Genomic DNA, 12,964 nt, shown 5'->3' on the forward strand with positions numbered 1-12,964 from the left:
AGGGTTTCTACTTAGTCCCCCCGCCGCTCATTTCAGTCTTTCTTTAGGGCCGTTTTCTTGGGCGCAGCTTTTTTCGCAGCGGGCTTTTTGGCTGCAGGCTTCTTCGCGGCGGCTTTTTTCTTGGGAGCGGCCTTTTTCTTGCCGCCCTTGGCTGCCTTTTCTGCGATCCATTCGACAGCCTGTTCGATAGTCACATCCGCTGCTTCGACATCTTTGGGAATCGTCGCGTTTACCTTTTCCCACTTCACATAAGGGCCATAGCGGCCTTCCATGACGTTAATCGCTCCCCCACTCTCGGGGTGTTCGCCCAGCTCTTTGAGCGGCTTTGCGGCCGCCGAACGGCCACGACCCGGGTTGGCGCGCTTCTCCGCAAGAAGCTCCACCGCGCGGTTCATACCAAGTTCAAACACATCATTTGGGTCTTTGAGATTGGCATAGGTCGGCTTTGCATCGTCCGGGAGCTGGTGCATCACATAGGGCCCGAAACGTCCAAAATTAGAGGAGATCATGCCGCCCTCTGGGTGCTCGCCGATCTGGCGTGGCAGGCTCAGAAGGGTGAGAGCCTTTTCAAGGTCCATATCGTCTTTTTGCCAGCCTTTTGGCAGCGAAGCGCGTGGCGGTTTTTTGTTTTCGGGGGTCGGCTCGCCGCGCTGGACATAGGGACCGAAGCGGCCTGACTTGAGCCAGATCTCATCGCCTGCGTCTTCACCAAGCACACGCTCGTCGCCGTCGGCACCTTCGCCCGCGATCGGGCGGGTGTAGGTGCATTCTGGATAATTCCCACAGCCGACGAAGCCGCCGGTGCGTGATGTTTTCAGGTGCAGTTGGCCTTGGCCACATTTCGGGCAGATGCGCGGATCACTTCCGTCCTCGCGCGCTGGATAGAGCTGTGGCGCGAGGGCTTCGTCGAGCACATCGAGCACTTCGGAGATGCGCAGCTCGCTTGTTTCGGCGATGGCAGCAGAGAAGTCGCGCCAAAAACGCTCGAGAACTTTTTTGTAGTCACGGTTCCCAGCAGACACATCATCAAGCTCGTCCTCAAGAGAAGATGTGAACTCATAGCCGACGTATTTGCGGAAGAAGTTCAGCAAAAATATCGTAACGATGCGGCCTTTGTCTTCGGGGAAAAGACGGTTTTGCTCTTTGCGCACATATTCGCGGTCTTGGATCGTGGTGATAACGCTGGCGTAGGTGGAGGGGCGGCCAATGCCGAGCTCTTCCATGCGTTTGACCAGCGTCGCCTCGGTATAGCGGGGGGGTGGTTGAGTGTGGTGCTGCTCGGGTGTCACCGACTTTTTGGGAGCTGCTTCGCCTTGGCTGATCTGGGGCAGGCGCTTGTCGTCATCATCAACAACAGCGTCATCGCGGCCCTCTTCATAAACGGCCATGAAGCCGTCAAACAAAACAACCTGACCAGTGGCGCGCAGGCCCACCTGTTCATCTTTTGAGCCGATTTCGACTGTCGTACGCTCCATGCGAGCGCTTTCCATTTGGCAAGCGAGTGTGCGCTTCCAGATCAGATCATAGAGCTTGGCTTGGTCGGCATCGCGCAGCTTTAGTGCAGCGGCGTCGGCCTCAAGATTGGTTGGGCGGATACACTCGTGCGCCTCTTGGGCGTTCTTGGCTTTGTTCTTGTAGATACGTGGCTCTTTGGGGACGTATTTGTCGCCAAAGCGTGCGGCAATCGCTGTGCGGGCTTCTGTTACGGCCTCGGGGGCCATGTCGATGCCATCGGTCCGCATATATGTGATGTGACCCGCTTCATAGAGGCGCTGTGCTGTGCTCATACAGGCGCGGGCACCCATGCCAAACTTGCGGGATGCCTCTTGCTGAAGCGTTGATGTCATAAACGGGGCCGACGGGTTGCGCGCGGCAGGCTTGGCCTCGACCGACGTGATCGACAGCTCGCGGCTTTCGATGGCTTGGACGGCGAGCTCGGCCTGTGTGGCATTTGAGATATCAAACTTCTCAAGCTTTTTGCCAGCAAGCACGGTGAGGCGGGCCTCGTAGTCTTGACCGCGCGCTGTGCTGAGCACGGCCTTAACGGTCCAGTATTCTTGCGGGTTGAAGGCTTCGATCTCCATCTCGCGCTCAACGATGAGACGCAGGCAGACCGACTGCACACGACCTGCGGAGCGCGCGCCTGGCAGCTTGCGCCAGAGCACGGGGGAAAGATTGAAGCCGACGAGATAGTCAAGCGCGCGGCGGGCGAGGTAAGCCTCAACCAGCGGCGCATCAATTTCGCGAGGGTTTTTCATGGCCTCGGTGACAGCGGCCTTTGTGATTGCGTTGAAGACAACGCGGCTGACAGGCGTGTCTTTCTTGATTGCTTTGCGTTTGCGCAGAGCTTCTTCCAAGTGCCAGCTGATGGCCTCCCCCTCGCGATCAGGGTCGGTTGCGAGAATGAGGTTCGGATCATTTTTGAGAGCGTCGGCAATGGCTTTGACATGCTTGCGGCTATCAACGCCGATTTCCCATGTCATGTCGAAATCGTTCTCAGTATCGACCGACCCGTCTTTTGGCGGCAGGTCGCGTACGTGACCATAAGAGGCAAGCACGGTGTAGTCGGACCCCAAATATTTATTGATCGTTTTGGCCTTGGCCGGGGATTCGACAACAACTACGGGCATAAACTTCCTCTCAAATTCGCGGGCTCTGTGGCCGCGCAAAATGTGGCCAGCGCATAGGGAATGTCAATGCGGTGATTGTGGTTCAGCCTGAAAATACAGTGAACAGCAAGCTTTCAGGGCTCATTTTACAGCTCTTTTGTGAGCATTCCACCTGCTGCGCGGCTGATCTTACCGTCAAGTTCGAGTTCCACAAGAACGGGGCCAATTGTGGCTGCAGGCTGGGCTAGATCGCGGATGAGCTGGTCTTCGGGCAACGGCGAGGGGCCGAGGCGCGAGAGGATTTGCTGATGTAAAGCGGCCGTTTCAGCCAAGCCGCGCCGCTCTGGCGGGGGCGGTGGGATGTTGAGCGAGAGTTCTGGTTGTAGTACGGGCGCGTCCGGGGCAAGCGGCGCAAGTGTTTCAAGAACATCAGCGGCAGAGCGCACAAGTGTGGCGCCATCACGGATGAGCATGTTGCAGCCAGAGGCGCGGGCGTCAAAGGGGTGCCCTGGTACAGCGAGCACCTCTCGGCCCTGATCCAATGCGTTGCGGGCCGTGATCAGGCTGCCAGACTTGGCGGCGGCCTCAACGACGATAAGGCCGATGGATAGCCCAGATATCAGCCTGTTTCGGCGAGGAAAATGGCGGGCTTGTGGGGCAAGGCCCATGGGTTGTTCGCTGATCAGAAGGCCTTTGAGGGAGATATCCCGCGCGAGATGTGCATTTTCTGACGGGTAGATGACATCGACGCCCCCTGCGAGCACCGCGATTGTGCCGTGCTCTAAGCTCGCGATGTGAGCGGATGTATCAATCCCGCGGGCGAGCCCAGAGACGATGACATGGCCCTGCTCAGAGAGCTCAGAGGCCAACATACGCGCCGTGCGCCCGCCAAGAGAGGAAGCGTTGCGCGCACCGACCATGCCTATGGAGGGTTTGTTCAGGAGGGAGATATCACCGCGCGCCCAGAGCAAAGGGGGCGGATCGGCGAGATCATAGAGCGCCTTAGGGTATTCAGACGAGCCGTAGCAGATGAGCGTTGCGCCGGCGTCAGCACCACGGGAAAGCTCGCTGCGTGCCGCCTCTTCACAGAAGGTGTTGTAGCGCTCCACACCTGCCGCGCGGGCAATTTCGGGGAGGGCGTCAAGCGCGGCGGCAGGGCTGCCATGTTCAGACAAGAGACGGAAAAAAGTTGCAATCCCAACACGACGGGAGCGCAAGAGACGAAGCCACAACACCCGATCATCTTCCGTGGTGGGTGGGAGTGGGGGGTGAGTGGAAGGATGTAAACCTTCAGGCATCATGACTCCGTTCTCTTACAGAATCATCATTACCTCGCGATGGTTAACAGCTTCTGAATCGCTTCAACTTTTAGTCAAAAGCACAGCGCCAGGGTTCATAATCCCCTGTGGATCAAGAGCTGATTTAATACTGTGCATGGCCGCGAGTTTGGTGGGATCGCCGTAGCGCTCGAGATCAGCAGCTTTGAGGCGACCAAGGCCGTGCTCGGCGGAAAACGAGCCACCCATTTCGACCGTGATGTCGTGCACGATATCTTGGACAGCGCTTGCCGCCTCTTTGTAAGCGCTACGCTGCGCGCCTTTTGGAGGGTAGACATTGAAATGCAGATTGCCGTCACCAAGGTGCCCAAAGCAGTTGATCCGATAGTCGCCGTGCGTGGCAAGTGCGCTTGTGGCCCGAGGAATAAAGTCGGCAATCGCGCTGAGCGGTAGCGAAATGTCGTGGCTTGAGATGCCACCAATGTTTTTGTTTGCGATCGGGATCGCCTCGCGCAGGCCCCAGAGCTCAGCCGACTGGCCTTCGCTTTGGGCGATGATGCCGTCGTCAGCAAGACCCTCTTCTAGAGCGACTTCGAAGAGCTCTTCAAAGAGCGCCTGAGGGGTTGGCCCGCGTGCGAGGCCGAGCTCTGTGAGCACCATCCATTCTGGCGGGTCAGGCCACGGCAGGCGCTGATCTGGCATTGTTTCGGCAACGAACTCAAGCCCTTGACGATGGAGAAGCTCAAATGCGCTGATGCTTTCGCCTGCGATGTCGCGCAGGCGAGCGAGCAGTTTGAGGGCGGCCTCGGGGCTGCTTACAGCAAAAAGCGCTGTGCCGGTTTGGGCCGGGCGAGGAAAGAGCTTGAGCGCGGCGGCTGTGATGACGCCGAGTGTGCCTTCTGAGCCGATCAGCAGGTTGCGAATGTCATAACCCGTGTTGTCTTTCCGCAGGCGCGTCAGTCCGTTCCATACGCTGCCGTCTGGCATCACCGCTTCAAGGCCCAAGGCCAGATCTCGGGTATTGCCGTAGCGCAGAACGTTTATGCCACCTGCATTCGTGGCGAGGTTGCCTCCGATCTGAGCGGTGCCTTTGGAGCCGATGGAGAGGGGAAAGAGGCGGTTTGCTTGCTCTGCTGCGTCTTGCACGGCTTGGAGCGTGCAGCCTGCCTCAACGACGATGACATTCTCGGAGGGATGTACTTCGCGGACAGTATTCATGCGCTCGAGTGAAAGAAGGAGTGGCGTACCACTTGATGTCACTTGCCCGCCAACGAGGCCTGTGCCACCGCCATAGGGGATTAGCGCGATGCGGTGCGCTGTCGCAAAGCGCAAGATTGTGCTGACGTCTTCTACTGTTTTGGGTGCGGCGACGGCGGCGGCGACGCCCTGCCATTTGGCACGCGGTTCCTCAAGGTAGCGTGGCGAGGCCTCGCGCAGTGTGCCTTCGGGGAGGAGCGCTTCCAGCTTTGTCAGCAAGTCATGTGTAAGGTTTGTGATCATGGCGCTAGCCTATATCGGTCTTGCCGCGGCGGTCCATCCGCAGGGCAGCATAGAGTACATGGTTGCGCCAGCGACCGTTGATTTGAAGATAACTTTGCGCGACGCCTTCATATTTGAAGCCCGAGCGCTCAAGCAGGCCGCGCGACGGGGTATTTTCCGGAAGACAAGCGGCTTCGATACGGCTCAGGTCCATCACATGAAAAGCATGATGTACGACCGCTGTGAGCGCTTCGCGCATAAAGCCTTGGCGGGCAAAGCTCTGCCCTGTCCAGTAGCCGACTGTGGCGGCTTGGGCGGGCCCACGTCGGATGTTGTCTATTGTGATTGCGCCAACGAGTTGCTGATCAGCACGGCGAAAGATGAAAAGAGGAAGCGCAGTATCACCAGACATGGAACGCTGCGCCCAATAGACACGGTTGGTAAAGGCGCGGCGCGAGAGGTGGTCGATATTCCAGCTCGGCTCCCAGGGTGTGAGATAGGCTTCGGAGTCATGGCGCAGCGCGGACCAGCTGTGAAAGTCAGAATGAATGGGCGCGCGCAATGTGAGGCGCTCTGTCTCGAGCCTCAGTTTTTTGCGCGCCCTCATGAGCATCAGGCGGCCCGTTTCTGCAAGAGTGCGCCCAGCTCTGGCGCACCGTCGACGGGGCCATAAAGTGCAGCGGCGGTCTTGGCTGATGTGGCCATCTCGGCGCCAAAGTCGCGCACGCTCTGGCGGGTAACGGCGTCGATCTTATTTACGACTTCGTCAAGATCTGGCACGCGGCCCCAAATCTGTGTCATCCGTGCGAGGCGTTCGGCGCGGTTGGATGGGCTTTCAAGGCCCATCAGCATCCCTGCCTTCATTTGCGCTCGGGCGCGATCGACTTCGGCGTCTGACATATCGTCTGCGGCACGCGCCATCTCGGCCAGAGTGATTTCAGCCAGTTCGCCGACTTGCTCGCCTGAGGTTCCAGCGTAGATTGTCATCATACCTGTGTCGGCATGAGCGCCTGCGGAGGCGAAGATTGTGTAGCAGAGGCCACGCTTTTCGCGGATCTCTTGAAAGAGGCGTGAGGACATTCCACCACCGAGAGCCGAGGCGTAGATCTGTGCTGTGAAAATCGCATCGTCGCGATAGGTCGGACCTTCAAAGCCCAAGGCGACATGTGCTTGCTCAAGGTCTTTGACAACGCGGCGTTCGCCCCCTGCAAACAGTGCGGGTGTCTCTTTTGGAGCATTGCCACGAGGCATAGCGGAAAACAACGTCTCGGCTTGTTTGACAAGCGCATCGTGGTCGATCCCGCCTGCGGCGGACAGGATCATGTTTTCGGGGCCGTAGTATTGGCCGACGAAGTCTTTGAGATTGTCGCGTGAGAAGGCTTTGATGCGCTCGCTTGGCCCAAGGATTGTGCGGCCAAGGGCCTGATCAGGATAGGCTTCTTCTTGAAGCCAGTCAAAGATCACATCATCGGGCGTATCAAGCGCTTGGCCGATTTCTTGGAGGATCACGCCACGCTCTATCTCGATTTCGCGGGGGTCAAACACAGGGTTTACTAGGATATCGCCGATCACATCTACGGCGAGTGGTACATCGCCCGCAAGGACACGGGCGTAGTAGGCCGTGGTTTCTCGGCTCGTGTAGGCATTGATATAGCCGCCAACGTTTTCGATCTCTTCAGCGATATCGAGCGCGGAGCGGGTCTTTGTGCCTTTGAAGGCCATGTGCTCAAGGAAGTGTGCAATGCCGTTTTGCGCAAGCGTCTCGTTGCGTGCGCCTGCGGTGATCCAGATGCCGACAGAAGCCGACTGAAGGCCTGGCATGTGCTCGGTCACAATGCGAAAGCCGTTAGAGAGAGTGTGCGTCTGGATGCTCAATGCGCGATCCGTTCTTTGATAAGGGTTTGAATTGCGGCGAGATCGTTCTCGACGCGGGTGACGCGTTCTTCGCGCTCGAAGAGATCACTCATCCGAGGTGGAAGTGGCGGGCGGATGCCTGTGGCCGCTTCGACCGCATCTGGGAATTTTGCGGGGTGTGCCGTGGCTAGGGTGATCATTGGGGTGTCTGCTGCAAGGTGCTCTTCTGCGACTTTAACGCCAATCGCGGAATGTGGGCAGAGGAGTTCACCAGTTTCGGCCAATGTGCGGGTGATGGTCTTGCTGGTTTCCGACTCCGAGCAGTTGCCGCTGTCATAGCTCTCGCGCAGGGCCTGAAGTGCGCCTTGGCTGACGGAGAAGCCTGATTGCTTCAGCTCATCCATCAGTTGCGCCACAGGGGCTGCATCGCGTGCGTAAGCTTCAAACAGTGCGCGCTCGAAATTGGAGCTGACCTGAATGTCCATCGAAGGGCTTATAGAAGGCGTGACGCCATCAGGGCGATACTCTGCAGTCGATAAGCAGCGGTGTAGGATGTCGTTCTGGTTCGTTGCCACGACGAGGCGCTCAATCGGCAGGCCCATGCGCTTGGCGATATAGCCGGCGAAGATGTCACCGAAGTTGCCTGTGGGTACAGTGAAGCTGACTTGCCTGTGCGGCGCGCCGAGGGACACGGCGGAGGAGAAGTAGTAAACGACCTGCGCAAGAACGCGGCCCCAGTTGATCGAGTTGACACCTGCAAGAGAGACACCATCGCGGAAGTCAAAGTCGTTGAACATGTCTTTGACACGCGCTTGGCAGTCGTCAAAGTCACCCGTCATGGCGAGCGCGTGTACGTTGCTTTCAGATGGCGTGGTCATCTGGCGGCGCTGGACTTCTGAGACGCGGCCATGAGGGTAAAGGATAAACACATCGACGTTTGACAGCCCACGGAACGCTTCGATCGCGGCCGAGCCTGTGTCGCCAGAGGTCGCCCCGACGATTGTGATGCGCTTGCCAGAGCGCTCAAGCGCAGCTTGAAACATCTGGCCAATGATTTGCATGGCGAAGTCTTTGAAGGCGAGCGTCGGACCGTGAAAGAGCTCGAGCAGGAAGTGCCCTGAACCCAGCTGTACCAGAGGCGCGCGGGCCGCATGGCCGAAGCCAGCGTAAGCTTTGGCGATCAACTCTTTGAATTCGGTGTCTGTGAATGTCTCACCGATGTATGGCCGCATGATGGCAAAGGCTGTTTCTTCATAGGAGAGTCCCGAAAGTGCTGCTATCTCTGTCTTGGAGAGGGTCGGAATTTCGTCGGGCAGGTACAAACCTCCGTCGCGGGCGAGGCCCGTGAGCATCGCATCTTCAAAAGAGAGTTCAGGCGCTTGGCCGCGGGTCGAGATATATTTCATAGCTTCGCTTTCGCATGTCGGCGTTTGAGAAAGTAGGCGGTCATTAGCACCCAAACGGCGGCCAATCCATACCATGTGATGATGTATTCTAAATGGCGGTTTGGGATTGTGCTTGTGTCGAGAGGAAGCGGTAAGATTTGAGCGGGTTTGGGCGCTTCTTCACGGGCGACGAGCAGCACTTCTTCCGTGCCAAGCGCTTGGGCCAGAGTGGGGACATCACGGGCATACCATGTGTTGCCGGCCACATCGTTTTCAGGGGTGTATTTATCACGCTCATTCGGCCAGTGAAGATTGCCTTCGATAGAGGCGGCGCCCGCAGGGCGGGGAGTGTCTTTGGCGGAGGATAAGACATAGCCACGGTCAATTAGAAGGCGGCGGCCGTTGGCTTCGAAAGCCTGAATGATGCGGTAACCAGCACCATAATCACGAGTTGAAACGAGCACGCGGACTTCTGGACCCGTGAATGTGCCAGAGACGCGGACTGAAAGGAACTGATCTGCTGTTGCATCGGGCGCGGTGGGGAGTGCCACAGGCGCAGCTGCGATGCGTGCATCGATGGCGGCGATATAGGCGGCCTTCTCGGCTTTGCGTAAGACTTGCCAGTTGCCAAGGCTCACGAGCAGGATCAGCACGAGCACGGATAGAAGAAGAAAAGGCCAGTTTTGTTTCATAGGGAAGAAGTAGGGCGAGAGGGGGGCAAGGTGCAAGGGCTCAAACGCGAAACGCCCCGTGAATACGGGGCGCTTCTGATGAGTATAGGCGAAAGGCGCTGGGCCTTATTGGCCCCAGATGTAGATGCTGGCGAAGAGGAAGAGCCAGACCACATCAACAAAGTGCCAGTACCAAGCTGCGGCTTCAAATCCGACATGTCTTTCGGGTGTGAAGTGCCCTGCCTGAAGGCGGAAGAGGCAAACCGCGAGGAAGATCGTACCGATCACAACGTGGAAGCCATGGAAGCCTGTCGCCATGAAGAAGTTTGCACCGTAGATGTTTCCAGCAAAACCGAAGGCAGCGTGGCTGTATTCGTAGGCTTGGAATGCGGTGAAAAGAATGCCGAGGGCTACGGCAATGATGAGGCCCCACTTCATATCCTGGCGGTTGTTCTCGTGCGCCATAGCATGGTGTGCCCATGTTGCGGCAGCGCCTGAGCAAAGCAGGATCAGCGTATTGATAAGCGGCAGGTGCCATGGATCGAAGGTTTCGATACCAGCGGGTGGAAACTGTCCGTCAACCATCGGGCTCTCGGGGCCCATTGGATAGAGCGCGTGTTTGAAGAAGCTCCAGAACCAAGCAGCGAAGAACATGACTTCAGACATGATGAAAAGGACAACACCGTAGCGCAGGCCGATTTGGACAACAGGCGTGTGGTCGCCAGTGTTGCTTTCGTGAACAACCTCAGCCCACCAGCCGTACATGACGTAGAAGGTGAAGAGGAAGCCAGCGATCATAACGAAGGACGTTACATCGTGGAAGTAGAGTACAGATCCGAAGAGCAGCACAAAGCATGCAAGAGCGCCGAGCAGCGGCCATGCTGAAGGGGGTAGAATGTGATAGTCGTGATTTTTTTCGTGCGCCATGGTGTCCCTCGCCTGAGGCTAGATGTGATTAGTTAAGGTTCGTTTTTGTGCCTGTCTCAAGTGAAGCTTGCGCTTCTGGCAGGTCTATTTCGTAGAAAGTATAGCCCAAAGTGATGGTATGGACATACTGTCCTTCGCGGTCTGTGACAATCTCTGGATCAACAAAGAAGGTCACAGGCATTTGCACTCGCTCGCCAGGCTGAAGTACCTGTTCTTCGAAGCAGAAGCAGTCAATCTTAGTAAAGAAGCCGCCAGCTTCGTAGGGCGTTACGTTATAGGCTGCAGAGCCCGCAACGGGGCGGTCTGTCGGGTTGTAGGCTTCATAAAATGCGAGGCCTGTTTCGCCGATGCGCACTTCCATCTCGCGCTGCATGGGCGTGAATGTCCATGGAAAGTCGCGCTCTATTGAGGCGTCAAAGCGAATTTTGATTGTTTGATCGAGGATGACGTCCGAGCCAGTTTGGGCGGTATTGGTGACGCCACCAAAGCCTGTCACGCGGCAGAACCAGTCATAAAACGGAACAGAGGCCCAAGCGAGCGCACCCATGAGTACGACAACGCTTACGGTTTGGGCGAGTGTTTTGTTTTTACCTTCGAGTGCCATCAGTCACTTTTCTCCTGTGAAGAAGTTGGTGTGGCTGTCCCTACTGCTGCGGCTTCGGCCGCTTGTTTTTTGGCGTGTTCTTCGGCCATCGCCGCGTTTTGAGCGGTTAGCTTTACATAGGTCATGCTCATGATGAGAAGGACGAATGAGCCAAGCACAATTCCGAGGCCGACGTTGCGGCTGCGGCGACGGTTATGAATTTCGTGCTCGACGCGGGGTGCGCTGCTGTTCATGTCCAGCCTCCAAGACCGTAAGGTGCAAGGCCCTTTTCTACCAGAATGGCAACGAAATGAGCAAAAAGATAGAAGATCGAGAAGGCAAAGAAGCGCTTCTCTGTTTTGTATTCGTCGGCTTCGGCAGCGGTCTCTTCACGGCGCCAGATGTCCCACGCCCCTTTGAGGAAGATCACATTTAGCACCAGAGCAGTTGCCATATAAACGGGGCCACCAATGCTTGTGAAGCCTGTGCCCACTGCGATCGGCGCGAGTAGGATTGTGTAGACAATGATGTGCGCGCGTGTGGTTTTGCGGCCATGCGTGACTGTGAGCATAGGGACACCAGCGTCACGGTAGTCAGACTTCATAAACAGGGCCAGCGCCCAAAAATGGGGCGGCGTCCACATGAAAATCAGAGTAAACATCAGAACGCTTTCGATGCTGACGCCACCGGTTGCGACGGCCCAGCCAATCATCGGAGGGAAGGCACCCGCGGCGCCACCGATAACGATGTTTTGAGGGGTCCAGCGCTTGAGCCACATGGTGTAGACAACGACGTAGAAAAAGATCGTGAAAGCCAAAAGCCCTGCTGCGACAAGGTTGCTGGCGAGGGCCAGCATGATCACAGCAAAGACAGAGAGAAACATGCCGAAAGCAAACGTTTCGCTCTCGGAAATTTTTCCAGCGGGAATGGGGCGGCTTTGAGTGCGGCGCATAATGCGATCGATATCGGCATCATACCACATGTTCAAAGCGCCTGATGCGCCACCGCCAATGGCAACAAAGAGGATTGCGGCAAAAGCAAGGAGCGGGTGAACAGGCACTGGCGCGGCGAGCAGGCCCACCAGTGCTGTAAACACAACAAGAGACATCACGCGTGGCTTGAGCAAGGCAAAGTAATCGCCAAAGCCTGCTTCACCCGTGTCCAAACGGCTCTCTACGCGTGTGTTTGTTGAAATATCGCTCATGCCATCTCTCTGGATCAGGTGAGGAAAAGGGGCAGCATGCTGCCCCTTTTAGGACTTAGTCAGCCGAGGCCACTGTCAGTGGAGCCGCTACGCCAGCGTACTCTTCTTTCGCGCCAACCAGCCATGCATCGTATGCCTCTTGGCTTACAACTTCGACTGTGATGGGCATGTAGGCGTGGTCCTTGCCGCAGAGTTCTGAGCACTGACCGAAATACAGACCTTCTTTCTCTGCTTTGAACCAGAGCTGCGCGAGGCGGCCAGGAACGGCGTCTTGCTTTACGCCGAAGGCAGGGATGGTCCAAGAGTGGATCACATCAGCGCCTGTAACTGTCATAACAACAACTTTGTCGACGGGTACGACGATGCGTGTGTCTGTGGCGAGAAGGTATTCGTCGTCTGAGTAGCCGTAGTCGGCCAGCTCGTCGCGTGCCACCATGAAGCTTTCAAAGCCGAATTCTTCGTCTGTGTACTCATAGCCCCAGTACCACTGGTATCCTGTCACTTTGATGTTCACTTCGCCTTCAGGGATGATCTGCTGTTTGAAGAGGATCGGAAGGGAGAAGGCACCGATGAAGATAAGGATCAGTACAGGCACGACAGTCCACATCACTTCGATTGGTGTGTTGTGTGTGAAGCTAGCAGGTGTCGGGTTTGCCTTGCGGTTGTGAAATACGATGATCCAGAGGACCAGACCGATCACAAACAAGCAGATCGCGAGGATGATCCAGTTGATGGCTGTATCGAGCCAAATAATGTCGCGCTTAAGCTCTGTCGCAGCGACTTGGAAGTTCATCCCGCCGTCCACAGGCTTGCCGACGCGCTCGACCGCGTCTTGCGCCATAGCCGGAAGTGCAAAGAAGGCTGTCATAATAGCCAGAAGAGAAGAAAGAATTCGCATGGTTCACCCTGATCGGTTGAGTATCTCTGTTTGTCTTAAAGCAAAATGAAGCAGAGACTCACGTCTCGGCCCATTGC

Annotated in this window: 12 protein-coding genes; all 12 read right to left on the reverse strand. The window is 56.9% G+C overall.

From position 1 onward, the window contains the following. Window positions 1-32 precede the first annotated feature (32 nt). The 12 genes from topA to coxB all read right to left on the reverse strand — a co-directional run bounded on the left by topA (window position 33) and on the right by coxB (window position 12,887). Window positions 33-2,630: a type I DNA topoisomerase gene (gene topA, locus DSM117340_RS01455; protein ID WP_271437339.1), complete on the reverse strand. Its 2,598-nt coding sequence runs from the start codon at window positions 2,628-2,630 to the stop codon at window positions 33-35. A gap of 125 nt (window positions 2,631-2,755) precedes the next feature. After that, the gene (gene dprA / locus DSM117340_RS01460) at window positions 2,756-3,907 is read right to left on the reverse strand and encodes a DNA-processing protein DprA (protein ID WP_089888868.1); all 1,152 of its coding nucleotides are present in this window, start codon (window positions 3,905-3,907) and stop codon (window positions 2,756-2,758) included. Window positions 3,908-3,970: 63 nt separating this feature from the next. Next, entirely contained in the window at window positions 3,971-5,386 is a 1,416-nt protein-coding gene (locus tag DSM117340_RS01465) for an FAD-binding oxidoreductase (RefSeq protein ID WP_089887274.1), read from the reverse strand. Window positions 5,387-5,390: 4 nt separating this feature from the next. After that, window positions 5,391-5,978, reverse strand: a complete 588-nt coding sequence (locus DSM117340_RS01470) for a GNAT family protein (protein ID WP_089887276.1) — start codon at window positions 5,976-5,978, stop codon at window positions 5,391-5,393. Then, window positions 5,978-7,240: a pitrilysin family protein gene (locus tag DSM117340_RS01475; protein WP_089887277.1), complete on the reverse strand. Its 1,263-nt coding sequence runs from the start codon at window positions 7,238-7,240 to the stop codon at window positions 5,978-5,980. Before DSM117340_RS01475 ends, DSM117340_RS01470 begins: the two co-directional genes overlap by 1 nt. Beyond that, window positions 7,237-8,625: a threonine synthase gene (gene thrC / locus DSM117340_RS01480; protein WP_089887279.1), complete on the reverse strand. Its 1,389-nt coding sequence runs from the start codon at window positions 8,623-8,625 to the stop codon at window positions 7,237-7,239. Before thrC ends, DSM117340_RS01475 begins: the two co-directional genes overlap by 4 nt. After that, window positions 8,622-9,332, reverse strand: a complete 711-nt coding sequence (locus DSM117340_RS01485) for an SURF1 family protein (protein WP_337957188.1) — start codon at window positions 9,330-9,332, stop codon at window positions 8,622-8,624. The genes thrC and DSM117340_RS01485 overlap by 4 nt, the downstream gene beginning before the upstream one ends. Window positions 9,333-9,401: 69 nt before the next feature. Next, window positions 9,402-10,202, reverse strand: a complete 801-nt coding sequence (locus DSM117340_RS01490) for a cytochrome c oxidase subunit 3 (protein WP_089887282.1) — start codon at window positions 10,200-10,202, stop codon at window positions 9,402-9,404. 28 nt (window positions 10,203-10,230) lie between these two features. Beyond that, complete coding sequence (locus DSM117340_RS01495; protein WP_089887284.1) at window positions 10,231-10,806, reverse strand: cytochrome c oxidase assembly protein; 576 nt, start codon at window positions 10,804-10,806, stop codon at window positions 10,231-10,233. Continuing rightward, complete coding sequence (locus DSM117340_RS01500) at window positions 10,806-11,039, reverse strand: cytochrome C oxidase assembly protein (protein ID WP_245724336.1); 234 nt, start codon at window positions 11,037-11,039, stop codon at window positions 10,806-10,808. Before DSM117340_RS01500 ends, DSM117340_RS01495 begins: the two co-directional genes overlap by 1 nt. After that, window positions 11,036-11,989, reverse strand: a complete 954-nt coding sequence (gene cyoE, locus DSM117340_RS01505) for a heme o synthase (protein WP_089887286.1) — start codon at window positions 11,987-11,989, stop codon at window positions 11,036-11,038. Before cyoE ends, DSM117340_RS01500 begins: the two co-directional genes overlap by 4 nt. 55 nt (window positions 11,990-12,044) lie before the next feature. Beyond that, complete coding sequence (gene coxB, locus DSM117340_RS01510; RefSeq protein ID WP_089887287.1) at window positions 12,045-12,887, reverse strand: cytochrome c oxidase subunit II; 843 nt, start codon at window positions 12,885-12,887, stop codon at window positions 12,045-12,047. Window positions 12,888-12,964 lie beyond the last annotated feature (77 nt).

Source organism: Lentibacter algarum (assembly GCF_040580765.1).
Classification (GTDB): Bacteria; Pseudomonadota; Alphaproteobacteria; order Rhodobacterales; family Rhodobacteraceae; genus Lentibacter; species Lentibacter algarum.